At 64.1% G+C, this 25230-nt stretch carries 33 protein-coding genes; 21 read left to right on the plus strand and 12 right to left on the minus strand.

Going from position 1 to position 25230, the window contains the following annotated elements; genetic code table 11:
* The first annotated feature begins 82 nt into the window (after positions 1-82).
* Together cobS and ACUJ47_RS01150 are read left to right on the plus strand one after the other, a co-directional pair.
* Positions 83-1075, plus strand: a complete 993-nt coding sequence (cobS, locus tag ACUJ47_RS01145; protein ID WP_445536641.1) for a cobaltochelatase subunit CobS — start codon at positions 83-85, stop codon at positions 1073-1075.
* A gap of 62 nt (positions 1076-1137) precedes the next feature.
* Complete coding sequence (locus tag ACUJ47_RS01150) at positions 1138-3327, plus strand: transglycosylase domain-containing protein (RefSeq protein WP_445536642.1); 2190 nt, start codon at positions 1138-1140, stop codon at positions 3325-3327.
* Here ACUJ47_RS01150 and ACUJ47_RS01155 read toward each other — a convergent pair.
* The 9 genes from ACUJ47_RS01155 to pyrE form a co-directional block, all read right to left on the minus strand.
* On the minus strand, positions 3324-3740 hold the full coding sequence (locus ACUJ47_RS01155; protein WP_445536643.1) for a PaaI family thioesterase: 417 nt from the start codon (positions 3738-3740) through the stop codon (positions 3324-3326). The genes ACUJ47_RS01150 and ACUJ47_RS01155 overlap by 4 nt on opposite strands.
* A complete protein-coding gene (locus ACUJ47_RS01160) occupies positions 3724-4182 on the minus strand; it encodes a PaaI family thioesterase (protein WP_354144731.1) in 459 nt (152 codons plus the stop codon). Before ACUJ47_RS01160 ends, ACUJ47_RS01155 begins: the two co-directional genes overlap by 17 nt.
* Positions 4183-4499: 317 nt before the next feature.
* Positions 4500-4946, minus strand: a complete 447-nt coding sequence (gene ruvX, locus ACUJ47_RS01165) for a Holliday junction resolvase RuvX (protein ID WP_445538834.1) — start codon at positions 4944-4946, stop codon at positions 4500-4502.
* 20 nt (positions 4947-4966) lie between these two features.
* Positions 4967-6109, minus strand: a complete 1143-nt coding sequence (locus ACUJ47_RS01170; RefSeq protein ID WP_445536644.1) for a DUF3089 domain-containing protein — start codon at positions 6107-6109, stop codon at positions 4967-4969.
* A gap of 7 nt (positions 6110-6116) precedes the next feature.
* Positions 6117-7049 carry a signal peptidase I gene (gene lepB / locus ACUJ47_RS01175; protein ID WP_445536645.1) on the minus strand — a complete coding sequence of 311 codons (933 nt, stop codon included), beginning with the start codon at positions 7047-7049 and terminating at the stop codon, positions 6117-6119.
* Entirely contained in the window at positions 7046-7447 is a 402-nt protein-coding gene (gene acpS / locus ACUJ47_RS01180) for a holo-ACP synthase (protein ID WP_445536646.1), read from the minus strand. The genes lepB and acpS overlap by 4 nt, the downstream gene beginning before the upstream one ends.
* On the minus strand, positions 7444-7719 hold the full coding sequence (locus tag ACUJ47_RS01185; protein ID WP_445536647.1) for a pyridoxal phosphate biosynthetic protein: 276 nt from the start codon (positions 7717-7719) through the stop codon (positions 7444-7446). The genes acpS and ACUJ47_RS01185 overlap by 4 nt, the downstream gene beginning before the upstream one ends.
* Complete coding sequence (locus tag ACUJ47_RS01190) at positions 7716-8471, minus strand: pyridoxine 5'-phosphate synthase (protein ID WP_445536648.1); 756 nt, start codon at positions 8469-8471, stop codon at positions 7716-7718. The genes ACUJ47_RS01185 and ACUJ47_RS01190 overlap by 4 nt, the downstream gene beginning before the upstream one ends.
* Before the next feature lies 1 nt (position 8472).
* Positions 8473-9051: an orotate phosphoribosyltransferase gene (gene pyrE, locus ACUJ47_RS01195; RefSeq protein ID WP_445536649.1), complete on the minus strand. Its 579-nt coding sequence runs from the start codon at positions 9049-9051 to the stop codon at positions 8473-8475.
* Positions 9052-9265: 214 nt separating this feature from the next.
* Between pyrE and coxB the strand changes: the two genes are divergently transcribed.
* The 16 genes from coxB to ACUJ47_RS01275 all read left to right on the plus strand — a co-directional run bounded on the left by coxB (position 9266) and on the right by ACUJ47_RS01275 (position 20920).
* Positions 9266-10225: a cytochrome c oxidase subunit II gene (gene coxB / locus ACUJ47_RS01200; RefSeq protein ID WP_445536650.1), complete on the plus strand. Its 960-nt coding sequence runs from the start codon at positions 9266-9268 to the stop codon at positions 10223-10225.
* 32 nt (positions 10226-10257) lie between these two features.
* Complete coding sequence (ctaD, locus tag ACUJ47_RS01205; RefSeq protein ID WP_445536651.1) at positions 10258-11970, plus strand: cytochrome c oxidase subunit I; 1713 nt, start codon at positions 10258-10260, stop codon at positions 11968-11970.
* Positions 11971-12078: 108 nt separating this feature from the next.
* On the plus strand, positions 12079-12996 hold the full coding sequence (locus tag ACUJ47_RS01210) for a heme o synthase (RefSeq protein ID WP_445536652.1): 918 nt from the start codon (positions 12079-12081) through the stop codon (positions 12994-12996).
* Positions 12993-13118, plus strand: a complete 126-nt coding sequence (locus tag ACUJ47_RS01215; protein WP_445536653.1) for a hypothetical protein — start codon at positions 12993-12995, stop codon at positions 13116-13118. The genes ACUJ47_RS01210 and ACUJ47_RS01215 overlap by 4 nt, the downstream gene beginning before the upstream one ends.
* Before the next feature lie 4 nt (positions 13119-13122).
* Positions 13123-13692 (plus strand): cytochrome c oxidase assembly protein, encoded by a 570-nt coding sequence (locus ACUJ47_RS01220; RefSeq protein ID WP_445536654.1) that lies wholly within the window; start codon positions 13123-13125, stop codon positions 13690-13692.
* 77 nt (positions 13693-13769) lie between these two features.
* Complete coding sequence (locus ACUJ47_RS01225; protein WP_445536655.1) at positions 13770-14630, plus strand: cytochrome c oxidase subunit 3; 861 nt, start codon at positions 13770-13772, stop codon at positions 14628-14630.
* Positions 14630-15061: a DUF983 domain-containing protein gene (locus ACUJ47_RS01230; protein ID WP_445536656.1), complete on the plus strand. Its 432-nt coding sequence runs from the start codon at positions 14630-14632 to the stop codon at positions 15059-15061. Before ACUJ47_RS01225 ends, ACUJ47_RS01230 begins: the two co-directional genes overlap by 1 nt.
* Positions 15061-15633 (plus strand): SURF1 family protein, encoded by a 573-nt coding sequence (locus ACUJ47_RS01235; protein ID WP_445536657.1) that lies wholly within the window; start codon positions 15061-15063, stop codon positions 15631-15633. The genes ACUJ47_RS01230 and ACUJ47_RS01235 overlap by 1 nt, the downstream gene beginning before the upstream one ends.
* A 58-nt stretch (positions 15634-15691) precedes the next feature.
* A complete protein-coding gene (gene thrC / locus ACUJ47_RS01240) occupies positions 15692-17092 on the plus strand; it encodes a threonine synthase (RefSeq protein WP_445536658.1) in 1401 nt (466 codons plus the stop codon).
* Entirely contained in the window at positions 17092-17985 is an 894-nt protein-coding gene (locus ACUJ47_RS01245; RefSeq protein ID WP_445536659.1) for a class I SAM-dependent methyltransferase, read from the plus strand. The genes thrC and ACUJ47_RS01245 overlap by 1 nt, the downstream gene beginning before the upstream one ends.
* A 12-nt stretch (positions 17986-17997) precedes the next feature.
* Complete coding sequence (locus tag ACUJ47_RS01250; RefSeq protein ID WP_445536660.1) at positions 17998-18369, plus strand: dihydroneopterin aldolase; 372 nt, start codon at positions 17998-18000, stop codon at positions 18367-18369.
* A gap of 1 nt (position 18370) precedes the next feature.
* The gene (locus ACUJ47_RS01255; protein WP_445536661.1) at positions 18371-18697 is read left to right on the plus strand and encodes a Rossmann fold domain-containing protein; all 327 of its coding nucleotides are present in this window, start codon (positions 18371-18373) and stop codon (positions 18695-18697) included.
* Positions 18684-19718, plus strand: coding sequence for a GTP 3',8-cyclase MoaA (gene moaA / locus ACUJ47_RS01260; RefSeq protein WP_445536662.1), 1035 nt, complete (start codon positions 18684-18686; stop codon positions 19716-19718). Before ACUJ47_RS01255 ends, moaA begins: the two co-directional genes overlap by 14 nt.
* Position 19719: 1 nt before the next feature.
* A complete protein-coding gene (locus ACUJ47_RS01265; protein ID WP_445536663.1) occupies positions 19720-19962 on the plus strand; it encodes a MoaD/ThiS family protein in 243 nt (80 codons plus the stop codon).
* A gap of 10 nt (positions 19963-19972) precedes the next feature.
* On the plus strand, positions 19973-20419 hold the full coding sequence (locus ACUJ47_RS01270) for a molybdenum cofactor biosynthesis protein MoaE (protein WP_445536664.1): 447 nt from the start codon (positions 19973-19975) through the stop codon (positions 20417-20419).
* Between the two features lie 78 nt (positions 20420-20497).
* Positions 20498-20920 (plus strand): hypothetical protein, encoded by a 423-nt coding sequence (locus ACUJ47_RS01275; protein ID WP_445536665.1) that lies wholly within the window; start codon positions 20498-20500, stop codon positions 20918-20920.
* A 73-nt stretch (positions 20921-20993) separates the two neighbouring features.
* Here ACUJ47_RS01275 and ACUJ47_RS01280 read toward each other — a convergent pair whose 3' ends face one another.
* On the minus strand, positions 20994-21524 hold the full coding sequence (locus ACUJ47_RS01280) for a hypothetical protein (RefSeq protein WP_445536666.1): 531 nt from the start codon (positions 21522-21524) through the stop codon (positions 20994-20996).
* Between the two features lie 208 nt (positions 21525-21732).
* On the opposite strand from ACUJ47_RS01280, the gene rplU reads away from it, so the two are divergent.
* From rplU to ACUJ47_RS01295, 3 genes are all read left to right on the plus strand, one after another.
* Positions 21733-22227: a 50S ribosomal protein L21 gene (gene rplU / locus ACUJ47_RS01285; RefSeq protein ID WP_445536667.1), complete on the plus strand. Its 495-nt coding sequence runs from the start codon at positions 21733-21735 to the stop codon at positions 22225-22227.
* 12 nt (positions 22228-22239) lie between these two features.
* On the plus strand, positions 22240-22509 hold the full coding sequence (rpmA, locus tag ACUJ47_RS01290; protein WP_354144701.1) for a 50S ribosomal protein L27: 270 nt from the start codon (positions 22240-22242) through the stop codon (positions 22507-22509).
* Between the two features lie 197 nt (positions 22510-22706).
* Entirely contained in the window at positions 22707-23240 is a 534-nt protein-coding gene (locus ACUJ47_RS01295) for a GNAT family N-acetyltransferase (protein ID WP_445536668.1), read from the plus strand.
* 81 nt (positions 23241-23321) lie between these two features.
* Here the strand turns inward: ACUJ47_RS01295 and ACUJ47_RS01300 are convergent, their stop codons facing one another.
* The gene (locus ACUJ47_RS01300; RefSeq protein WP_445536669.1) at positions 23322-24206 is read right to left on the minus strand and encodes a metal-dependent hydrolase; all 885 of its coding nucleotides are present in this window, start codon (positions 24204-24206) and stop codon (positions 23322-23324) included.
* 97 nt (positions 24207-24303) lie between these two features.
* Positions 24304-25224: a metal-dependent hydrolase gene (locus ACUJ47_RS01305; protein ID WP_445536670.1), complete on the minus strand. Its 921-nt coding sequence runs from the start codon at positions 25222-25224 to the stop codon at positions 24304-24306.
* Positions 25225-25230 lie beyond the last annotated feature (6 nt).

Raw genomic sequence — 25230 nt, forward strand, 5'->3', positions numbered from 1 at the left:
TATAGCGTACACAGCCCTAATGAAAATGTTGGCGGCTGGGTGCTTGCAGCCTTGCGTGTGCCGGTCTAGGCGTGCGGTCACCATGGCAAGCTTGATGGAAACCGAATACGACGGCACGGGCAAGACTCTCTTCCCCGAGCCCGACACCACGATCGACGTGCGCGACACGTTCGGTATCGATATCGACTGGCAGGTTCCGGCCTTCAGCCTGGCCGACGAGCGCGTCCCCGATCTCGACAAGAACTACGTGTTCGATCCGGACACCACGCTCGCGATCCTGGCGGGCTTTGCCTACAACCGCCGCGTGATGGTGCAGGGCTATCACGGCACCGGCAAGTCGACCCATATCGAGCAAGTCGCCGCTCGCCTCAAATGGCCGAGCGTGCGCGTCAACCTCGATGCGCATATCAGCCGCATCGACCTCGTCGGCCGCGACGCGATCGTGCTGCGCGACGGCTTGCAGGTCACCGAATTCAAGGAAGGCATCCTGCCATGGGCGCTGCAGCACGCCGTGGCACTGACCTTTGACGAATATGACGCCGGCCGCCCGGACGTGATGTTCGTGATCCAGCGCGTGCTCGAAACCGAAGGTCGGCTTACCTTGCTCGACCAGAACAAGGTGATCACGCCCAACAAGTTCTTCCGCCTGTTCGCCACCACCAACACGGTGGGCCTTGGCGACACCAGCGGCCTCTATCACGGCACGCAGGCGATCAACCAGGCGCAGATGGACCGCTGGAACATCGTGGTTGCGCTCAATTACCTGCCCGCCGAAACCGAGCAGGCGATCGTCAAGACCAAGAGCCCCGACACCGATGACAAGACCATCGCCAACATGGTGAAGGTGGCCGATCTCACGCGCCAGGGCTTCATGAACGGCGATATCTCGACCGTGATGAGCCCGCGTACGGTGATGACCTGGGCCCAGAACGCCGAGATCTTCAAATCGATCGGTTTCGCTTTCCGCCTGAGCTTCCTCAACAAGTGCGACGAGGCGGAGCGCACGCTGGTGAGCGAATATTACCAGCGCGTGTTCAACGAAGACCTGCCCGAAAGCGCGGCGAAGAAGGTCTGATCGGCGGGGTGCGGGCGAAGATTCCGCTCGCCTTCGCTGTATTAAAACTATAACACAGTCTGATGTTCGCCTGGCTTCGATCCCCTCGTCGAACCAAGACCCTTCGCTCACGCTACGAGGATGACCGCCCCGAAGCGGGCTTCTACGCGCTCCAAGACCCTTACGGCAGCGCGCTCGACGATTTCGACGAGAGGTTCGACTGGGATCCGGATGACGAGCCGCGCCGCAAGCCCAAGCCCAAAACGAAGCGGCGTTGGCGACCGTGGCGGCGCAAGCGGGATGATGCGCTTCGCAATTTCGGGGAAGATCGGCCGCAGGTCGGCTGGTGGCAGCCCGCCCATTGGCGCGGGCGCCGCAAACGCTGGTGGGCAGTGCGGATCGTCGCGGGACTGCTCGCGCTGTTCATTGCGCTTGTCGCATGGCTGGCGGTGACAGCGCCGCTGAGCAAGTCGCTCGAACCGGTTGCGCCGCCGCAGATCACACTGCTGGCATCGGACGGCACGCCGATCGCGCGCAGCGGGGCCTCGGTCGATGCGCCGGTCGAGGTGAGGAAGCTGCCCGATCATGTCGTCGGGGCGTTTCTCGCGATCGAGGACCGGCGGTTCTACAGCCATTGGGGCGTCGATCCGCGCGGCATCGCCCGTGCCGCATGGACCGGAGTGGGCGGGGGCAGCACCATCACCCAGCAGCTCGCCAAGTTCACTTTCCTGACTCCGGAACAGACCCTGACCCGCAAGGCGCGCGAAGCCTTGATCGCCTTCTGGCTCGAGTCCTGGCTGACCAAGGATGAGATACTCTCGCGCTATCTTTCCAACGCCTATTTCGGCGACAACCAGTACGGGCTGCGCGCTGCCAGCCTGCATTACTTCTATCGCCAGCCGGAAAACCTGCGCCCCGAACAGGCGGCGATGCTGGCGGGCCTGCTCAAGGCGCCGTCGCGGCTCGCGCCCACGCGCAATTACGACCTTGCCGCAGCGCGAATGAAGCTGGTGCTGGGTGCGATGGCCGAGGAAGGTTACATCACGCCCCAGCGTGCCGCCTCGCTGCGCCCGCCGCGGCTCGACGTGCGCAATCGCAATACCTTGCCGACTGGCACCTATTTCGCCGACTGGGCGCTGCCGTTGGCCCGGCAGGACAGCGAAAGCGGCTATGCCAAGCAGACGCTGACCACCACGCTCGACGCGCGGCTTCAGGGGATCGCCAGCCGCGTAGTGTCGCGCGCGCCGCTGGGCGATGCGCAGGTCGCGCTGGTGGCGATGCGCCCCAGCGGCGAAGTGGTGGCGATGGTGGGCGGCAAGGACTATCGCAACTCGCCCTTCAACCGCGCCACGCAGGCTCGCCGCCAGCCGGGCTCCACCTTCAAGCTGTTCGTCTATCTCGCTGCCCTGCAATCGGGCATGAAGCCGAGCGACCGGATCGACAATACCGCCATCGAAAGCGGATCGTACCGGCCGAAGAATGCCCGCGAGCGATACTCGCCTTCGCTCACGCTCGAGGAAGCTTTCGCGACCTCGAGCAATGTTGCCGCTGTGCGGCTGTTCAACAAGGTCGGGAGCCGAAGGGTCATCGCGACCGCGCGCGACCTGGGGGTGACATCGGACCTGCCCGCGGGCGACCCCAGCCTTGCTTTGGGCACTTCGACCATGACCCTGCTCGAACTGACCAGCGCATACGCCGCGATTGCTGCCGATGCCTATCCGGTCGAGCCGCATGCTTTCCCGCGCGAGGAGCAGGGCTGGTTCGATTGGCTGTTCGACGGCCAGTCGCATTTCTCCGACCGGACGCATGAAGGGATGGAACGCCTACTCCGCTCCGCTATCAATCGCGGCACCGGCAAGGCGGCGATGCTGTCCGGCCCCAATTTCGGCAAGACCGGGACGACGCAGGACCACCGCGATGCGCTGTTCGTCGGCTATGCGGGCGATCTGGTGGTGGGCGTGTGGATCGGCAAGGACGACAATTCGCCGCTCAACGGCATCTCCGGTGGCGGCCTGCCGGCGCGCATCTGGCGCGATTTCATGCGTTCAGCGCTCGCCGGAACCGCTGCCGCCGAACCGGTCGAGCGGCCCGATCCGGAAGGCCCGATCCGTCCGCTCGACATCGAGAATATCGACGAAATCCCGCTCGACGCGAACGGATCGACGCTGTCGATCGAGCAAGGCGGCGTTACGGTTTCGACCGAGATCGACGGCGTACCGGTCGAATTCCGGCTGGGCGAAGACGGGCTTCGCGTCGACCAGCCCCAGCGCTAGGTTTTCCGGTCCGCCATCAAGATATTCATGATCGCGGTTGCGATCGGCCGGTTGCGATCGTCCTGCCATGCTTCGACCGAAACATTGGCGTTGCGCCGCCCGAGCCTTGTGATGCGGCCCATCGCATAGGTGCGCTTCTGCTTGCCCGCGCTCAGGAACTGGACGGTGATGTTGATCGGCTTGAGCTGCGGATCGCGCCCCTCCTGCTCCAGCCGGGCCCGCAGCGCGGCATAGCCTGCGGTTTCAAGCAACCCGCTCGTCGCTCCGCCGTGGAAAGCGCCGGGGCGCCCTTCGATCACGCTGCTGAAATCGACCGCCAACACGGGTGTGCCGTCCTCTTCGCCATCGACATGGATGCCCAGCGAGCGGGCATAGGCGGTGAGGTGCCGCTCGCTCTCAGGCCGGTCGGTCACTGCGCGGATCCCTTGCGATTGTCATGAATACGCCGGCCATGGTCGCGACCGGGTCGCTCGCATCGCCGTCATGCGCGATGCCGCGAACGAAGGCCGCCGATCGGGTGACGCGATAGCATTCGACACGGCCCTTCACGGCGCTGCGCTCGCGCGCGGGGCGCTGGTAATCGACCCGCAGGTCGAGCGTCGCGACGGGTGTGAATACCTTGCGCGCGGTCCAGATGCTCATCCCCGATGCCATGTCGAGCAGGCTGATGATCGGGCCCGAGGCGAGCACGTGGCGATCCTCTTCGCCCAGCAAGTCCTCGCGCCAAGGCAGCTCCAGTTCGACCCAGTCGTCACCGTGGTCGCAATAGCGCAGGCCCAGCCAGCCCGGATGGCCGTGCCGGAAGAAGAAAGGCGCTGCCTTTTCGGGATCGAACGGAGGGAGGGGCGGAGTCATCGTCCGATCCTGTGCGGCCCCGGTTGCTGGATTACAATGATTTAATTTCGGCGCGCCGCCTGCGAGCGACACACTACAGCCAAGTCGCGGCAATGACGCCTGGTGCGCTCAAGCGGAGCCGAAAATGGATTCTCCGGAAACTGAGCTGGGAGCCATCCCTGGCCCAGAGTTCGCTGCGGGCGAACTCATTGCTGGCGCCCGCCCGCAAGTAAACTATGACGATACGATCGTGGCGATCATGGTCTATCTATATGACAGCTTGCCTAGCTGAACCGACCCAACTGACGTTAGCCGGTCCCCGTATCGTTTGCACAGGGCTAGAAGGCGTTGCCTGCCAGCGCGTCGATCGCGCCCTGCAGGATCACGGCGGCGGCATGGCTGTCAATCCGCTCGGCCCGCTTGGCGCGGCTCATGTCCTGCCCGATCATCGCGGCTTCGGCGCTTTGGGTGGACCAGCGCTCGTCCCATAGCAGCACCGGCAGGGCGAAGGCTTCCGAAAGGTTGCGGGCATAGGCGCGGCTTGCCTGCGCGCGCGGGCCTTCGCTGCCGTCCATGTTGCGCGGCAGGCCGATCACGATCCCGCCGATGCCACGCTCCTTGATGAGCGCGGCCAGCGCTTCGCGGTCGCGCCCGAACTTGCCGCGCGGCAGGGTCTTGCCTGCGGTGGCGAAACGCCACCCTGCATCGCAGGTGGCGATCCCGATGGTCTTGGTGCCGAGGTCGAGCCCCAGCAGCGCGCCGCCGCCGGACAGCGCCTCGCGCATGTCGAGCGCGCTGTCGGTGATCAGCGAGCCGCCGCCCACGCGTTCACTCGATGCGAGACATCGGCCTGCAAATTCGCCCAGAACAGCGGGATGTCATAGACGTGGTAATTGTTGCCCGGCAGGACATAGCGGCCCATCTCGGGCGGATCGCCGATCAGCAGCAGCCCGCGCGTGTCGCAGCGGGCAGGTACAGCGCCCACTACCAGTTCGCCCCTGCTCAGTTCGCCATCGGGCTTGAGCGTGCCAAGGTTGAGGCTTGCCGGAGCGGCGGCTTCCGCACCACCGGTGAGCGGGTTGGTGCAGAGAATCGGGCTGTCGCCGCGCTTCACCCCGTCGAAGCCGGTCGATTTCGCATAGGATTCGAGCACCGGGGCCGGATCGGCGGGCTCGGCAAAGCTCGACCAGCTCATCACGCAGCCCGGCTGGTCGCTGGCAGCGCAGGCGGGCAGGCCCATCGCGGGCAAGTCATGCGTCACGGAAACCGGCCAGCCCACGGCGTAGGCTGCTGCAACCCGCGCCGCGAGCGGCTTGCCCGCAACCTGTTCGCGCAGCAGCCGCATCAGGTGAAGCGCGCCCTGGCTGTGCCCGGCCAGCACGATCGGCGTCTCGGCATCGGTGGCGGCGAGGAAGGCCGCGAAAGCCTGTTCGACATCGCGATAGGCGGCGTCGAGCGCTTGCTGCCCTTCCGGCCCGTCGGTGAGGAAGGCGCCCATCGTCGCTTGGCGATAGCGCGGCGCCCAGATCGCGCTTGCATGGTTGAACGGGCTGGCCATCCCGCGCAGGTAGACGCGCACGAGATCCTCGGCGTCCTTATTGCCCAAGGGCGCGTTCCAGTGCGAACGGTCGAGATAGCTCGTCGGATGGATGAAGAAGACCGCGAAACGGGGCGGGGCGGTATCGGCGGGGGTAGGCAGGCCTGTGCGTTCGCCCGCATAGGCCGGCTGCCAGCGCGCCGGATCCTTGTTCGTCGCCATGCCCGGATGCGAATACCACATCGCCGGATCGGCATAGGCGTTTTCAGCGAGCGGAGCCTGCTCGGCAAACTCGGCCGAAGGGACCAGCGCCAGCGCGGTCAGTTCTTGCGCCCAGATGCGCAGCACCACCAGCACTGCGATCACCAGCACGATGACCGCTGCGACGACGTAGAGGAACTTCTTCGCCATCGCTGGCTTACTCGCTTGCCGTGCCTTGCTCTGCCTTGGCAGGGCGCAGCGTGGTCCAGGCACGGTCGCCGCGCAGGCTTTCGTACCAGCTGATCGGGTTCCAGGTGGTCGAGCCGTCGAGCGAGAAAGTGATGAATTCCGCACGGCCGCCAATATTCTCGAGCGGCACCGGCCCCATCAGCCCGCGCGGGCTGTAGAGTTCGCGACTATCGGCCGAATGGTCGCGATTGTCGCCCATCACGAAGACATGGTCCTGCGGCACGGTGATTTCGTCGAAATTGTCGAGCGGCTGGTCTTCGAGATGGTCGATCACGAGATAGGTCGCGCCATTGGGCAGCGTTTCGCGATAGGCGGGGACTTCGAAATACTGCTTACCATTGGCGTCGCGCACCAAATAATTGGTGAAGGCGCTGAGGCAGGGCGCGCCCTCACACAGCAGTTCGGGTTCGAACGGGATATGCAGCGGGGGAACGACTTCGCGTTTCACCGGCACGCCGTTGAGGATGATGCGCCCGTCGCGCACCGCAATCCGGTCTCCCGGCAAGGCGACGACGCGCTTGATATAGTCCTCGTCGCGCACCGGGTGCACGGGGATCACGATATCGCCATACTCAGGGGTGCTGCCAAAGATGCGCCAGCTGCCGCGCGGCAGCAGGTGGAAGCTGGCCGAGGCCCAGCTCCAGCCATAGGGATATTTGCTCACCACCAAACGGTCGCCGACATATAGCGTCGGCATCATCGAGGTGGAGGGAATGTAGAACGGCTTGGCCACAAGGCTGTGGAACGCCAGCACGGCCAGCAGCATCAGTGCAAGGCCGCGGATCTCGGCGATCCAGTTGACCTTTTCCTTATGGTCCTTGTCGGCCTTTACGGCCTTGTCCTTGTCGATCGTGTTCACTGTGGCTGGTTTCGCTGTTTCTGGGCTGGTCTGCGAGGTCATAGGGGGCGTGCTTCGATGATGACGTAGGCCTGCGCCCATGGATGATCGTCAGTGAGGGTAAGATGAATGAGCGCCTCATGGCCATGCGGCGTCAATTCCGCAAGCCGAATTGCCGCGCCTCCGCTCAGCGCCAGAGTGGGCGCGCCCGAGGGGGCATTGACCACGCCGATGTCCTTCATGAACACGCCGCGGCGAAAGCCGGTGCCCACCGCCTTGCTGAAGGCCTCCTTGGCGGCGAAACGCTTGGCATAGGTGCCGGCGATGGTGAAGGGGCGGCGGCGCGCCTTGGCAATCTCGATCTCGGTGAACACGCGCTGTTCGAACCTGTCGCCGAAACGCTCGAGCGAATTGGCGATCCGTTCGATATTGCAGAGGTCCGATCCGAGGCCGATTATCATGCAATCCCCGCCAGCATCGCCACGAACAGCGCCAGGACCGTCCAGTTCAGCAGTACCTGTGCCTTGACCAGATAATGCGCTGTGTCGCCCTTCGCCATCTTGAGTGTGGCGGAATAGCAGAACATCTGGAGCAGGAGCCAGCCAGCGGCGAACATCACCAGCACCTGCTTGCTGAAGGCATACCCGAGCAAGGCGATGCTGAGCAGGAAAGGTATGACTGCCGCCAGCGCCCAGAGATTCTGTGCGCGGCTGGGCGCGGCGGTGCCGTTCATCGCGCTGCGTCCATCAGTTCGCGCATCCGGCGCACGGCATTCTCGAGGCCGACGAACACCGCTTCGCCGATGAGGTAATGTCCGATGTTGAGTTCGGCGAGCTGCGGGATCGCCGCGATCGGCTGGACATTCTCATATGTGAGGCCGTGTCCGGCATGCGGCTCGATCCCGTTCTTGGCGGCGAGCGCGGCCATGTCGGCTATGCGCTTCAATTCGCGCGCGGTCTTTTCACTATCGCCGTCGAGATGGGCATGGGCATATTCGCCGGTGTGGAATTCGACCGCCGGCGCGCCGAGGCGCAGCGCGGCGTCGAGCTGGCGCTCGCTCGCTTCGATGAACAGGCTGACACGAATGCCCGCATCCTTGAGCCGGTCGACGATCGGCACCAGCTGGTTGTGCAGCCCGGCCGCGTCGAGCCCGCCTTCGGTCGTGCGTTCCTCGCGCTTTTCGGGAACGATGCAGGCGGCATGCGGCTTGTGGCGCAAGGCAATGCCCAGCATTTCATCGGTCGCGGCCATTTCGAGGTTGAGCGGCAGGTCGGTCGCGGCCTGGATTCGCGCCAGATCCTCGTCGCGGATATGGCGGCGATCTTCGCGCAGATGCGCCGTGATCCCGTCTCCGCCCACTGCTGCCACGATTTCCGCCGCGCGCACCGGATCGGGGTGGTCCCCGCCACGCGCGTTGCGGATCGTGGCGACGTGATCGATGTTCACGCCGAGCCGCAGCTTCGCTGGCTTGAGGACGCTGGTCACGTCAGCTCCGGCTGCCCGGCTTGGTGACGGGGGCCGCAGCCAGCTCGGCGGGCACTTCACCTTCGGCATAGGTCGGGAAATTGAGCGCCACGAGCGGGAAGAAAGGTACGCCCAGGTCTGCCTCGCCGCCCGAACGGTCGACCAGCGAGACTTCGGCGATCACTTCGCCGCCTTCGGCACCGACCGCATCGATCGCTTCGCGGCTGGAAAGGCCCGTGGTGACCACGTCTTCCACCATCAGCACCTTGGCGCCGGGTGCCAGCGCGAATCCGCGACGGAGGTGGAACACGCCGTCGGGCCGCTCGAGGAACATCGCGTCCTTGCCCAGTGCACGGCCCATTTCGTGGCCGATAATAAGGCCGCCCATCGCCGGTGACACGACGACATCGATCTTGCTGCGAATCTCGCGCGGCAGTTTCTGCGCCAGCGCCAAGGCCAGCCGACCGGCGCGCTCCGGGTTCATCAGCACGCGGGCGCATTGCAGGTAATGCGCGCTGTGCCGGCCCGAAGAGAGCTTGAAATGCCCCTCAAGCAGCGCGCCGCAGGCGCGAAATTCGGACAGCACTTCGTCTTCGGTCATGCGTGAGTTATCCACTATCTTTCGCTGATTGCACCGGGATCATCCGGCCTTGCATAATTTTCTCCCTAGAAGCGCTTGAGGCAGTGGGCAAGCGCGCCTATAGGGCCGTGCAATCCCGGCACAGAATGCCGGGGCGATTGGGTTGGCTGTCGCGGTTTATCGCTCTAAACCGTGGGGGTTACAGGACACGTACGAAGCGGAAAGCGTCAGACAGATGATTTTGCGTCAAACGGGCCGCCGCGCCTATCTCTTGATTTCCATGCTTGCGATTGCAGTGCTGCTGGCGCTCGCGCCGCGCGTCGCGCTGGCGCAGGACGATGCGGCTGCGGCCGAAGCAACCGCCACCGAGGCTGCACCCGGCTACACGCCGATGGCGCCGACTCCGGGCAAGGGCATGCCGGTCGACGGCCACCTGACCTTCCAGGACCAGTATTCGCCAAATGGCGACTATGCCCTGTGGATGCATGATGCGATCCTGCTGCCGATCATCACCATCATCAGCCTGCTGGTGCTCGCGCTGCTGCTGTGGGTGGTCGTGCGCTACAACCGCAAGTCCAATCCCACGCCTTCGAAGACGACGCACAACACGCTGATCGAAGTGATCTGGACCGTTGTGCCGGTGATCATCCTGCTGGTGATTGCAGTGCCTTCGATCAAGCTGCTGGCGCGCCAGTACGAATCGCCGCCGGAAGATGCGGTTACGGTGAAGGTCACCGGCTACCAGTGGTACTGGGGCTATACCTATCCCGACAATGGCGACTTCGAAGTGATCTCGAACATGTTGACGCCGGAAGAGGCTGTCGCGCGCGGCGAGCCCTACCAGCTGGGCGTGGACAACCGCATGGTCGTGCCGGCGAATACCCCGCTGCGCATCCAGACCACCGCGGCCGACGTGATCCACTCGTTCGCCGTGCCGAGCCTCTGGTACAAGCTTGATGCTGTGCCGGGCCGCCTGAACGAGAAGATGCTGATCATCAAGGAGCCGGGCGTCTATTACGGCCAGTGCTCCGAACTGTGCGGCGCCCGCCACGGCTTCATGCCGATCGCGGTCGAAGCGCTGCCGCGCGACCAGTGGGAAGCCTGGGTGCGCGAGCAGGGCGGCACTGTCGCCGGTGACGAAGCGGCTGCGGAAGCTCCGGCTGAAGAAGCCGCCGCTGAAGCACCCGCTGCCTGATTGAACTGATTAAGCCAGAGAGTATCTGAACGATGGCCACTACCGCAGAAGGTTTCGACAGCCCGGCCCATGGGCACCATGGTGATCATGCACACGATCACAAGCCGGGCTTCTTCGCCCGCTGGTTCATGTCGACCAACCACAAGGATATCGGCACGCTCTACCTGATCTTCGCGATCGTCGCGGGGATCATTGGTGGCGGCATTTCGGGCATCATGCGCCTCGAACTGGCCGAGCACGGGATCCAGTACCTTGGCTGGTGGGTCAACCTCCTCGGCGGCGACGGCTCGTCGATGGACGCGAACTACCACATGTGGAACGTGTTCATCACTGCGCACGGCCTGATCATGGTGTTCTTCATGGTCATGCCCGCGATGATCGGCGGCTTCGGCAACTGGTTCGTCCCGCTCATGATCGGCGCGCCGGACATGGCCTTCCCGCGCATGAACAACATTTCGTTCTGGCTTACTGTCGTGGGCTTCCTCAGCCTGTTGTTCTCGATGTTCGTGCCCGGCGGCACGGGCCTTGGCGCAGGCGTGGGCTGGACGGTCTACGCGCCGCTCTCGACCACAGGCTCGCAAGGACCTGCGGTCGACTTCGCGATCTTCTCGTTGCACCTTGCGGGCGCAGGCTCGATCCTGGGTGCGACCAATTTCATCACCACCATCTTCAACATGCGCGCGCCGGGCATGACCCTGCACAAGATGCCGCTGTTCGTGTGGTCGGTGCTGGTCACTGCCTTCCTGCTGCTGCTGGCGCTGCCGGTGCTCGCCGCTGCGATCACCATGCTGCTGACCGACCGCAACTTCGGCACGACCTTCTTCGATCCTGCCGGTGGCGGTGACCCGATCCTGTACCAGCACCTGTTCTGGTTCTTCGGCCACCCCGAAGTCTACATTATGATCCTGCCGGGCTTCGGCATGGTCAGCCAGATCGTGGCGACCTTCAGCCGCAAGCCCGTGTTCGGCTATCTCGGCATGGCCTACGCCATGGTCGCGATCGGCGTCGTCGGCTTCATCGTGTGGGCCCACCACATGTATACCGTCGGCCTCGACGTGAACACGAAGATGTACTTCACCGCAGCCACCATGGTGATCGCGGTCCCGACCGGCGTGAAGATCTTCAGCTGGGTGGCGACGATGTGGGGCGGCAGCCTCGAATTCAAGTCGCCCATGGTCTGGGCGCTGGGCTTCATCTTCCTGTTCACCGTTGGCGGCGTGACCGGCGTCGTGCTCGCCAATGGCGGCATCGACGACAACCTCCACGACACCTATTACGTGGTGGCGCACTTCCACTACGTGCTGTCGATGGGTGCGGTGTTCTCGCTCTTCGCCGGGTTCTACTACTGGTTCCCGAAGATGAGCGGCCGGATGCATTCGGAACTGCTGGCACACCTGCACTTCTGGGGCTTCTTCATCGGCGTGAACGTGATCTTCTTCCCGCAGCACTTCCTCGGGATGCAGGGCATGCCACGCCGCTATCCGGACTTCACCGAAGCCTACGCCTATTGGAACCACATCAGCTCGATCGGCTATTACATCATGGCCGCTTCGATGGTGCTCTTCTTCATCAACCTTGCCTACGCCTTCCTGGCTGGCAAGAAGGCTGCGGACAATCCGTGGGGCGAGGGCGCTACGACGCTCGAGTGGACGCTTTCGAGCCCGCCGCCGTTCCACCAGTTCGAAACGCTGCCGGTGATCGAAGACCATCACGATTACCACGATCACCGTCCGGCCCAGGCCTGACGGAGCGGTTTCCCCTTCGGGGGCACGCACAGGAAACGGGGGGCGTGCCGCAAGGTGCGCCCTCCCATTTAAGAGCCCAGCGCTCGGATTGAACGAGACACGCAAGCGATGACTGCCACCACCGCAACCCGCATGCCGGCCGATTGGCGCGATTTCTTCGCGCTGACCAAGCCGGGCGTGATGCGACTGGTGATCTTCACCGGCCTGTGCGGATTGCTCGCGGCGCCGGGCCATATCCACCCGGTTATCGGTTTCACGGCGATCCTGTGCATCGCGCTGGGCGCGGGCGGATCGGCCGTGCTCAACCAGTGGTGGGAAGCCGAAATCGACGCCGGGATGAAGCGCACCGCCAACCGGCCGCTGCCGGCAGGGCGGATGCACCCGGTCGACGCGCGCGATTTCGGCATTGCGCTGTCGGTCGCTTCGGTTGCGCTGATGGGCGTGGCGGTGGGCTGGCTCGCCGCGAGCATCCTTGCGCTCGCCATCGTCTATTACGCGGTGATCTACACCATGTGGCTCAAACCGCGCACGCCGCAGAACATCGTGATCGGCGGCGGATCGGGCGCGTTCCCGCCGATGATTGGCTGGGTCGCGGTGACGGGCGACATCACCGCCATGCCGCTGCTGCTGTTCGCGATCATCTTCTTCTGGACGCCGCCGCATTTCTGGGCGCTCGCGCTGTTCGTGAAGTCCGATTACGCCAAGGTCGGCATCCCGATGATGCCGGTGGTGGCGGGCGAGCGCGCAACGCGCCGCCAGATCCTCGCCTATTCGATCGTCCTCGTGCCCATCGCCGCCGCACCCTGGCTGATCGGTGGCACCGGCGCACTATACGGCGTGACCGCTCTGGCGCTTTCGCTGGCCTTCCTCGCGCTTTCCTTGCCGGTCGCCTTCCGCGAAGCGGGCGAGGGTGACACGATGAAGCCCGAAAAGCGCCTGTTCGCATACAGCATCCTCTACCTCTTCGCGTTGTTCGCGGCATTGGTGGTCGATGCGCTGGCTCGCCAGCAAGGATGGTTCGCATGACGCCTGAAGAAGAAGCCGAATATCGTCGCCGCCAGAAGGCCCGCAACCTGGTTCTGGGCGGGCTTCTGCTGTTCTTCGTCGTGCTGTTCTACGCCATCACCATCGTGCGGATGGGAGACTGAAACCGTGACTGTCGCCAGTCTTGAACAACGCAATCTGCGCACCGGCATCTATGCGATGCTGGGGGCGCTGGCGATGCTTGGCCTGGGCTATGCCGCGGTCCCGCTTTACGACCTGTTCTGCCGTGTGACTGGCTTTGGCGGCACCACGCAGGTCGCCAGCGAAGCCGAAGCCCAGCGTGCCGAGCAGCTTGGCATGGCCGCGGGCAAGACCATTTCGATCCGCTTCGATGCCTCGGTCGCGCGCGACGTGCCGTGGACCTTCCGCCCGTCGCAAAGCACCGACACGGTGCAGATCGGCGTGCGCGACATGGCGACCTATGTTGCGAAGAACAATTCGAACGTCCCGATCACCGGCACCGCCACATTCAATGTGGAGCCGGAGCAGGCGGGTCGCTATTTCAACAAGATCCAGTGCTTCTGCTTCACCGAGCAAACGCTGCAGCCGGGCGAGGAAGTGCACATGCCTGTGCTCTATTTCGTCGATCCGGCCGCGCTGGAAGACGAGAATATGAAGGGGGTCGAACAGATCACCCTTAGCTACACTTTCCACCGGGCGATCGAGCCCGCAAGCTGATAAGTCAAACCAACCCTCTGGACCCCGCTGGCGGGGGCCGGTAAGGGCCCAAGAAAGAGCAACAGGACGCGATTGTCATGGCCGGTACGAAGACCCACGATTATCACATTCTCGAACCCGATATCTGGCCGCTGATCGGCGCTTTCGCAGCGTTGACCTTCACCAGCGGCATGGTGCTGTTCATGCACGACCTCAAGGGCTGGCCGATCGTGCTGGGCCTCGGCATTGCCGGGCTCATCGCCACCTTCTTCAGCTGGTTCAGCAATGTGGTGAAGGAAGCGCAGCAGGGCGATCACACCCCGGTGGTGCAGCTTCACCTGCGCTATGGCATGATCCTGTTCATCGCTTCGGAAGTGATGTTCTTCGTCGGCTGGTTCTGGGCGTTCTTCGATTTCGCCCTGTTCCCCAAGCAGATCGAAGTGATCGAAGGGGTAACGACCAATCTGTTCGGGCAGGAAGGCGCCGCGCTGATCGCGCAGTTCCCGCCCAAGGGCCTCGAAGTGCTCAACGCTTTCGAGCTTCCGCTGCTCAACACGCTGATCCTGCTGTGCTCGGGCACCACCGTCACCTGGGCGCACCACGCGCTGATCCATGGCGACCGCGAAGGCCTGAAGAAGGGCCTGTGGGCCACCATCATCCTGGGCCTGCTGTTCACCAGCATCCAGGCCTATGAATATGGCATCGCGCCTTTTGCCTTCGGCGAGAACAATTACAGCTCGGCCTTCTACATGGCGACCGGCTTCCACGGCTTCCACGTGCTGGTCGGCACGATCTTCCTGATCGTCTGCCTCCGCCGCGCCTATATTGGCCACTTCACGCCCCGCCAGCACTTCGGCTTCGAAGCTGCGGCATGGTACTGGCACTTCGTTGATGTGGTGTGGCTGTTCCTGTTCGTCGTCGTCTACATCTGGGGTGGCTGGGGCGCACCGGTCCACTGATGTCGGCGGACCACGGTCCAGACACAACGAAGGGGCAGCCCGGCATCCGCCAGGCTGCCCTTTTCGGTTTGTGCCCGCGTTGCGGCAGCCGAACGCTGTTCAGCGGCACGGTGAAGTTCGCCGATCGCTGCCGGGTGTGCGGGCTTGACCTGTCGCGCTTCAACGTGGGTGATGGGCCGGCAGGCTTTCTGACGCTGGTGATCGGCGCAATCATGGTGGCGCTGGCGATCTGGCTTGACGTGGCGGCAAGCCCGCCGCTGTGGGTGCATGCGCTGATCTGGATCCCGCTGACAATTGCGGCAGTGCTCGGTGGCTTGCGTGTTTCGAAGGCCGCGCTGCTGGCGGCGGAATACAGGAACAAGGCTGGCGAAGCGGTCACGGGCTCAAGTGGCGAAAGCGCAGGGCACGGCACGGAAGGCCGGGAATTGTGATGCTGCGCCGCTTGCCGATCCTCCCGACGATCATCGTCCTGGCTGCCGTTGCAACCATGGTTGCGCTGGGCGTCTGGCAATTGGGCCGCGCGGACGAGAAGGCTGCGCTGATCGCGCATTACGAAGCGGTGTCGGCCGATGGCTCGCGCGTCGACTGGCCGCGCGACGAAGCCGAAGCCAGCGAGAACCTCTATCGCCTTGCCTTTGTTGACTGCGTCGAAGTGCTCTCGCGGCGAACCACGGCGGCGACTTCGTCCGAAGGGCAGAAGGGGCTGGCACAGGTTGCGACCTGTCGCTTGGCCAATGGCGCCGAGGTCGAGATCGCGCTCGGCTTCACGCGCGAACCGGTCGAGGGTGACTGGCAGGGCGGCGAAGTCGAAGGGATCATCGCCCCCGGGCCAAGGCTGGTGGCGATGCCGCCGCAAGCCGGCTTGCAGCCGCTCGCCGCGCCCGATCCGCGCGATTTGCCCAACAACCACCTTGCCTATGCCGGGCAGTGGTTCTTCTTCGCGCTCACCGCGCTGGTGATCTACTGGATCGCGATCCGCAAGCGGATCAAACAGCAGGCTTGAGCCGGGCCAAGTTCAGCTTGCTTGCCCTGCGCGCGGGCACGGTCTAACCGCGCCATTGATGGACTATATTTCGACCCGGGGAAGCGCGCCTGCGCTCGATTTCGAAGGAGCCACGCTGGCGGGGCTTGCCAGCGACGGGGGGCTGTACCTGCCGCGCGAGTGGCCGCGCTTCTCGGAAGGCGAGATCGCGGCGATGGCGGGCTTGCCCTATGCCGAACTCGCGACGCGGGTGATGCTGCCCTTCGTGGAAGGCAGCCTTTCCGAAGAGGAACTGCGCGCTCTCTGCCGACAGGCCTATGGCCGCTTCTCGCACGATGCGGTGACTCCGCTGGTCCAACTCGACGAGCAGCAATGGCTGCTCGAACTGTTTCATGGCCCCACGCTGGCCTTCAAGGACGTGGCGCTGCAATTGCTCGGCCTGCTGTTCGAGACCTTCCTCAGCCGTCGCAAATCGAACCTTACCATCATCGGTGCGACCAGCGGCGACACCGGCTCGGCCGCGATCGATGCCGTCGCAGGGCGCGAAGGGGTCGATATCTTCATGCTCCACCCCAAGGGGCGGGTGAGCGAGGTCCAGCGCCGCCAGATGACGACGGTGCGCGCTCCCAACGTTCACAACATCGCGATCGAAGGCAGCTTCGACGATGCGCAGGCGATGGTGAAGCGCATGTTTGGCGATCAGGGCATGACCAGCCGCTTCAACATCGGCGCGGTCAACTCGATCAACTGGGCGCGTCTGATGGCGCAAGTGGTCTATTACTTTGCGGCCGCGCTGCAGCTCGGTGCACCGCACCGGCAGGTGGCCTTCAGCGTGCCTACGGGCAATTTCGGAGACGTCTTTGCAGGCTATGTCTCCGCGCAGATGGGGCTGCCTGTGGCGCAGCTGATCGTGGCGACCAATGTCAACGACATCCTTCACCGCGCGCTGTCGCAAGGCGACTATTCGACCGGCATTGTGACGCCCACCGCCACGCCTTCGATGGACATCCAAATCTCCTCGAATTTCGAGCGCCTGCTGTTCGATGCCGGTGGGCGCGACGGCAAGGCACTGGCAGAGCAGATGCGCGGGTTCGAGGCAAGCAAGGCGATGCAGCTCACCAATGCGCAGCGCGAAGGCGCGGCAGCACTGTTCACCAGCGCGCGCGCCGACGGAGAAGAAGTGCTGCAGGCGCTACGCTGGGCCTATGACCACGCCGGGGAGACGATCGACCCGCACACGGCGGTGGGGCTCCATGCCGCGCGGGCCAGCGAGATCGATCGTGCGATCCCTGTGGTGACGCTGGCGACCGCGCATCCTGCGAAGTTCCCCGAAGCGGTCGAGCGCGCCACCGGTATCCGCCCGGCGCTGCCTTCTCGCGTGGGCGACCTGTTCGCACGCGAGGAAGCCTATACCGAACTGCCCGGTGATTATGAGGCCGTGCGCGATTTCGTCAGCCAGCATGCAAGCCCGGCGGCCTGATGGCTGAGCTCAAGCGCGATCCGATCTTGATGGTGGGCGAGGGCTGGGAAGGCGGCTATCGCCTGCTCGACAGCGGGCACGGGCGTAAGCTCGAAAGCTTCGGCCCCTATAGCTTCATCCGGCCCGAACCGCAGGCGATGTGGACCCCGCGGCAGGCCGATTGGCCTGCGATGGGTGAATTCATTCCCGGTTCGGACGAAGATGGCGGCGGGCGCTGGCAGCTTGACCCGTCGCTGCCGGGCGAGGGCTGGCCGGTCAATTGGAACGAAGTCAGTTTCACCGCCCAGCCTACGCCTTTCCGCCACCTGCAGTTCTTTCCGGACATGGCGCCAGTGTGGGAATGGATGCGTGCGCAATTGGCCGGGCGCGAGGATGCCGAAACGCTCAATTTGTTCGGTTACACCGGCGTGGGTTCGCTCGCGCTCAGCCGCCATGGCCGCGTGACCCATGTCGATGCCTCGAAAAAGTCGGTGGCGCAGGCACGCGAGAATGCCGCGATCTCGGGAATGGAGGATCGCCCGATCCGCTGGCTGGTCGACGATGCGGCCAAGTTCGCCGCGCGCGAAGTGCGGCGCGAGAAGCGCTATGACGGTATCATCTTCGATCCTCCCAAGTTCGGGCGCGGCCCGAACGGCGAAACCTGGCGGCTCGAGGAGAATTTGCCGGGCCTGCTGGCCGATTGCCGCAAGCTGCTGGATCAGGACAGCCGCTTCCTGTTCCTCACGGTCTATGCGGTGCGGATGAGCAGCCTCGCATTGGCGGGCCTGATGGAGGAATTGTTCCGCGACCTTCCCGGCGTTGTCGACCATGGCGATCTGGCGGTGGAGGAAACCGGCGAGGGAAGCCGCCTGCTCCCGACCGCGATTTTCGCGCGCTGGAGCAATTCAGGCTAAGGCGCGGGCGACATGACCGATTCGCTCATTCTCGAAGTCGCCGATTTCGAACACGATGTCCTTACCGGCATCTATTCGGAAGAGACGGGCAAGCCCCAGCCGCTCAGGATCACGATCCAGGCGCGGCTCAAGGTGGCTGACCGCTACGCGCCCGACACTCCGCTCGATGCCAGCAAGAACTACATGGATTTGAAGTTCGCGGCTTCGGATGCCTTGCCCGAAGGGGTGCATTTCAAGCTGATCGAAGCCGTCGCCGACCATATTTGCGCGACCTTGTTTGCGCAGGATGCGCGGGTCGAGGCGGTGACGGTGAAGATCGTGAAGCTCGCAATCGCCGAAGCGAATGAGAAGATCGGCATCACGCTTCACCGCGAGCGCAGATAGCATGGCGCAGGCGGAACTGCGGATCGATGCCTTGCCCGAGGCGCCGATCGATGCCTCCGCCGCATTTCACTGCACACATCTGGAGCGCGCGCGAGAGAGGCTCTCTACCGGGGCAGCTGCGCTGGCGATCGTGCTCCCACACGCACCGACCGACCATGACGACTGGCGCCGTGCGCTGGCTCGCGACCTTGCGCGGGCCCATGCGCCGCAGCGGGTCAATGTTGTCGGTGGCGGATCGCCCCCCGAGGCGCTTGCGGCCATGCTTGAATATCTGATGGATGCGCCCGGGATAACCGGGCAATATCTTCCGCTGCATGAGCAGGATTAGGGACGTCTTGCTTCCACGGGCCGATGCGCGCCCGATGTTCGACGGTTTCGGCCGCCGGGTCAGCTACCTCCGGCTTTCGGTCACCGATCGCTGCGATCTGCGCTGTTCCTATTGCATGCCCGAGCGGATGCGGTTCCTGCCGCGCAGCGAGGTGTTGTCGCTGGAAGAGCTCCATCGGCTCGCGCTGGGCTTCATCGCGCGTGGGGTTTCCAAGATTCGCGTGACCGGCGGCGAGCCGTTGGTGCGCAGGGACATCATCGACCTGTTCCGGGCGCTGGGCCGCGAACTGGGAAAGGGCCTGGAGGAACTGACCCTCACCACCAATGCGACGCAGATTGCCGACCACGCCGACGATCTGGCCGCGGCGGGCGTGCGACGGGTCAATATCTCGCTCGACACGCGCGACCGACGCCGTTTTGCAGAGCTGTCGCGGCGCGACGTGTTGCCACAGGTGCTGGAGGGCATTGCCGCTGCAAAGTCGGCGGGACTGAAGGTCAAGATCAACACCGTCGCGCTCAAGGGCGTGAATCAGGACGAGATAGCGGATCTGGTCGCCTGGGCGCATGGCGAAGGCTTCGACCTGACCTTGATCGAAGTGATGCCGCTGGGCGATGTCGGGCATGACCGGGTCGATCACTTCCTGCCGCTCACCCATGTGCACGATGAACTGGCGCGGCGATGGACGCTCACTCCGCTGAGCGACAGCACGGGCGGGCCGGCGCGCTATTGCCGGGTTGAGGAGACGGGCGGGCGGCTCGGCATGATCACGCCGCTCTCGAACAATTTCTGCGCGGGCTGCAACCGATTGCGCGTGACGGCGACGGGGCAACTTTATCCCTGCCTCGGCGGGGCCGAGCGGGTCGACTTGCGGGCGGCGCTGCGTTCTGAGGAGCCGGATGCGAGCCTGCAACATGCCCTCGACGAAGCGATGCGAATCAAGCCCGAGCGGCACCATTTCGATATTTCCCAGCGCGGTGCCGAACCTGCACAGCCGCGCCATATGTCGGTGACGGGGGGCTGACATGGCGGTGACCATCCTCTTCCTTGGCCCCCTGCGCGATATGGCTGGCGAGGCTGCCCGCGAGGTTCCCGGGCCGCTCGACTGGCAAGGATTGCTGGCCGTTGTCGGCGAAGAGATCGCCGGGCAATTGCAGGAGGCGCGCGTCAATGTCGCTTGCCGCGGAAAGGTCTTGGCCGACAAGACCGCGCTCGACGCACAGGATGGCGACGAAATTGCGCTGCTCCCGCCAGTGAGCGGCGGCTAGGGACGGGCCGATGCGCGACATCCGCCTGCTGGGCCAGCCGTTCAATCCGGGCATGCTGATCGGGCCATTCGTGCAGGCGAACCCCGGGCTGGGCGGCGTCTGCACCTTTGTTGGTGAAGTCCGCAGCGACGAAGGCGTCGAGGCGCTTGAGCTCACCCATTACGAGCCCCTGACGCTGCCGGGGATGCACGAACTGGCCGACCGGGCATTTGGACGGTTCGACCTGCTGGGGCTGCTGATGGTGCACCGGATCGGCCAGCTCCGTCCGGGCGAACCGATCGTTTGCGTTTCGGCGGCGGCGAAACATCGCAGGGATGCGATCGATGCGGTTGATTTCTGCATGGACCACCTCAAGAGCGCCGCGTGGTTCTGGAAGCGTGAGAAGCGGGGCGACGGCTGGCACTGGATCGAGCCGCGCGCCGCGGACCATTCGGATCTCGCTCGCTGGAACGACTAATCGAAGAGATTTGACTTAGGTCAAGGCAAGCGAATCGCCCCTTCGGCATGAACCGTCTCAACGGAAGGAGACATCGTCATGTCGAAATTGATTGCCCCCGAACTGATCGCCGAAAAGGCGACCATCGTTGATGCCCCCCATGTGCCGACCACGGTCGATCGCACATTCGAACTGCCCACCGCGCTCTATGGCACCACGGTGGCCTGCTACCTCGGCTTTATCGCATTGATGGCCGCGGCGTTCGGCGCGCCTGCGCTGATCATCCCGATGGTGATCTTCGCTTTCATCATTGTCGCCGGATTTGGCGTGCCTGCAATCTGGGCAACCATGCAGGGCACCGGCGCGAAGCCCGCGATGGGCACCGGCCAGTTCGCCAATCGCGGGATCATGACGCATACCGGCCGCCTCAAACCGCGCGATGCGGCCACTCAGGTACTGGTTCTGCCCGTTCTGGTTTTCCTATGGGGACTTGCGGTGGTGACGATAGCCGCAACTATCTAGTTCCCTACCTTCCCGGACCGGAATCGGCAGAGCGCGGGGTTGGCCAACGGTCGACCCCGCGCTTTCCTTTTGCTTAGCGCGAAGGCCCGGCCAGCAGGTCGATCAGTTCTCCGATCACGCGGTCTTCCGACGCGACGATTCCCTCAAGCTGCGCGTTTGCCTGGGCGACTTGCTCGCGCTCAGTGAAAGAAAGCGTCGCATCCGCATAGAGCCGGTCGAGATCGGCCAGCAGCGCCGCTGTGCCCGCGCGGCGCGAATCGAGCTCTGCGATCTCCACTTGTGCGAGCCCCCAGCGCTTGTCCTCAGGGCCAGTTCCGGCTGCATCGGCCACGATCGGGCGCGCCGTTTCCGCGTGGGCCGTGAAGCGGGCATGCCGCGCGCCTGCCGCTTCCAGCGCCGTGCCGATCTCCGCCACCTGCGTCACGCCCAGCGGGGCAGGGCGCAGCACCGCTGCGGCCGAATCGGGTGCGGCATAGCTGCCTTGCACACGCTCGAAATCGCGCAGGGAAAGCGACGGATAGCGATCCGAGCCGCCCGCGCAGGCGCCCAGCAAGCCGACAGAAGCGAGCAACGGCAATACGGCGAGGGAAGGTTTGCGTTTCATCGGTCTCCCGCGCATAGCATGGCGGCGTAGCGATGCCAGCACTTCGCGCTTCGCCCAATCGATGCAAAAAGCCGCGATCCGGCGTTGACTTGGCAGCACCTTTCCCCTAACGGCACCCATCTTTCCGGCTCCGCTAATTCGGTGGAGCGACGGGTGCGCCCTTTCGCTGAGTGTTGGGGCACAGCTTTAGAATGAGAGTATAACCACCATGTTCGCAGTAGTGCGCACGGGCGGCAAGCAATACCGGGTTGCCGCCGGAGACAAAATTGCAGTCGAAAAGCTCGCTGGCGAAGCCGGCGAAACCGTGACGCTGGGCGATGTCCTGCTCGCGGGTGAAGGCGACAATCTGGCCGACGCCTCGAAGGTTTCCGTTTCGGCGGAAATCATCGCTCAGGCGAAGAGCGAGAAGGTCGTCGTCTTCAAGAAGCGTCGCCGCCACAACTATCGCCGCAAGAACGGCCACCGCCAGCAGATGACCCTGCTGCGCATCGTGGCTGTTGGCGAAGGCGCCGCCAAGAAGGCTGCTCCGAAGAAGGAAGCATCGGAACCCGCCAAGGGCGCCGAAGTGACCAAGAGCACGAAGGCGAAGGCTGAAGCTCCGGCCAAGACCGGCGCGACTGCCAAGGCTGCGGACAAGGTTGCGGCCCCGAAGAAGGCTCCGGCCAAGAAGGCCGCCGCCAAGAAGACCGAAGCCAAGAAGTAAGGATTACGGACGATGGCACATAAGAAAGCAGGCGGTTCATCGCGTAACGGTCGCGACTCAGCCGGCCGTCGCCTTGGTGTGAAGAAGTTCGGCGGCCAGGAAGTGGTCGGCGGCAACATCATCGTGCGTCAGCGCGGCACCCGCGTCTATCCGGGCACCAATGTCGGCATGGGCAAGGATCACACCCTGTTCGCGCTCGAAAACGGCGTCGTGCGATTCCACAAGGGCAAGCTTGGCCGCAAATACGTGTCGGTAGACATGATTGCGCAAGCAGCCGAATAACCGGACGGTTCGATAACGGGATCGTCCAAGCGGGACGGTCCCAGCCGGGTCAAGCCGGCAGCCAAAGAGGGAGATGGGACCAACCCGTCTCCCTCTTGTCGTTTCTCCCTCACAGCCTGGCGAAAACAGCTTTCGCCGCAATGCTAGTGTCACGCAGCATGCCTAGTGGGCGCTGCGGGGCGATGAGGAGAAGGAACATGTTCCATTGCACCGAGCGGCTGCTGCTGCGGCCGGCCTGGCCGGAGGACTGGCAGGCGGTCCATGCCGGGATCGCCGATGAAGGCGTGGTGCGCAATCTCGCTCGCGCGCCATGGCCGTACCAACCCGATGACGCGCGCCGGTTTGTCGATCTTCCGGTCGATCCGCGCTTCCCGCGGTTCCTTATCACGCGCGCGCGTGACGCGGCGCTGGTCGGTTGCATTGGCATCGATCCGCACGAGGCCGATGTCGAGCTGGGATACTGGATCGCTCGCCAGCATTGGGGGCAAGGCTATGCCAGCGAGGCTGGGCGCGGCGTGCTCGAGATCGCGGCGACGCTGGGCCATTCGCAAGTGGTGGCGAGCCATTTCCTCGACAACCCCGCTTCGGGCCGCGTGCTGGCCAAGCTCGGCTTCACTCCGACTGGCCGCGTGACCCGGCGGCACAGCTGTGGCCGTGGCGAGGATGCGCCAGCCGCGGAATATGCGCTCGATCTGGCAATGCGATCGGACAGCTGGCAACACGCCGCCTGATCCGCGAGTTAGCCTTAGCCAAAGAGAAACCCCGGCACCTTGCGGAGCCGGGGTTTCGTCATTTTGGGTGAGGCAGGGCGCTTATTCGGCCGGCTGCATCAGCGCGTCGGAGAATTCGCCTTCGTAAAGGTTGATCAGCGCGCGATCGTCATGGTCCCACGGATGGAAACCGGGCTTGAAATAGGCCAGCCATGCCGGGAAAATCCGCCGCACGACGCCGGGCGACCATGCGAGGTATTTGAACTGGCCCCAGCGCGCCTTCCAGCCGGTGATGCCATCCTGCGCGAGCAGGTTGATCGAATCCTTCCAGCGGTTGGTGAAGAAGCGGCCGGTGACCGAGATCATGATCAGGCTGCGCACTTTCCAGCGCATCCACGGCGTCCAGTCCTTGGTCGCGTGGATCCACGTGTCATAGGCGACGCCCTTGTGCTCGATTTCCTCGATCGCGTGCCACTGCCACATCTGGCGGACTTCCGGGTCGGCCTTTGCGAAATGCTTGGGGTTCGCGAGGAACTCATGCGCCATCATGGCGGTGTAGTGTTCCAGCGCCATCGTCACCGCGAGGTTGAGGATTGCCGGGCGATCCTTGGTCAGCGCGAGCATTTCCGCAACGCGGGTGTCGATCTTCTTGATGTCATAGCCGTGATCTTCCGCCAGCTTGTTGAAAGCGATGTGTTCACGGGTGTGATTGATTTCCTGACGGACAAAGGCGCGGATTTCCGCCTCGAGCTTGGGCGATGCGCCTTCGCGATGCGCCTTCACCGCTTCGATGAAGAAGGCTTCGCCGCGAGGGAAGGTGGCCGACAGGGCATTGTGCCAGGCGGTGCCGAAGGGTTCGCCCGCCCACCAGCGCCGCGGGGTGCGGTCGCGGTTGAAGCGCTCGTCGCGGACAGTGATCGTCAGGTCGGACGGGGTCGGATCGGACCGGCGATTTGTATCGAGATCGATTTTCGAAGGGGCGTTCACGCTGAATGCTCCGGAATTCGGGGTTACTGACAGGCCTGTAAGTATCCCTTACTTACATTAGTGTCAATAGTAAGTGTGGAGCAGCCAGCGAAAGCCATCACTCGGCGGGCATCACCGCGTCGGCATAGGGGCTTTCGCTCTTCTGGATCAGCGCGCGATCGTCATGCTTCCACGGGTGGAAACCCGGAGTGAGGATGGTCGCCCATTCGAAGAACATCCGCCGCATCATGCCCGGCTTCCACCACAGGAAAGCATAGAGCTTCCACTTGGCCTGTCGGCGCGAAAAACCGTCCTGTTCAAGCAGGCCGATCGCATCGCGGATGCGATTGCCGAAATATTTCCTGGTGATCAGCGCGGCGACGAGCGCGCGCGTCTTGTAGCGTTTCCAGGCCGACCAGTCGCGCGTGGCGTGCAGCCAGATATCGTAGACCAGCCCCTTGTGCTCGATCTCCTCGGTCGCATGCCAGCGCCAAACATCCGCCGCAACCGGGTCTGCACCTTCGAGATAGCGCGGATCGGTGAGCAATTGGCGGCTGATGATCGCGGCGAAATGCTCCAGCGCGATAGTGATCGCGAGGTTGAATTCCTTGGGCCGTCCCGCCGCCAGATCCAGCATGGCCTGGATGCCCTGATCGATGCTTTCGACATTGTATCCGTGGTCGGACACCAGCCTGTTGAACGCGACGTGTTCGCGCGTGTGGTTGATTTCCTGCGCCGTGAAAGCCTTGATCTCTTTCGCCAGCTTGGGCGGCAAGCCTTCGCGGAAATCGCGCAATGTATCGATGAAGAAGGCTTCGCCGCGCGGCAGGCTGGCCGAGACCGAATTGTACCAAGCGGTGGCCACCGGATCGTTCGAATGCCACCAGCGCGGGACCATCGCCTTGCGGTCGAATCGGCGATCGCGCACGATCAGCTCGTGTTCCGCCGGGGTTGCGCTGGCACGAGCGGTGATACCGCCATCGTCGCTCTTGCCGCTCGCTGTGGAGCGTTCTAGGTCAAGTGAGGTCTGCTCGGTCATCGATCA

The sequence above is a fragment of the Altererythrobacter sp. Z27 genome (assembly GCF_052683155.1).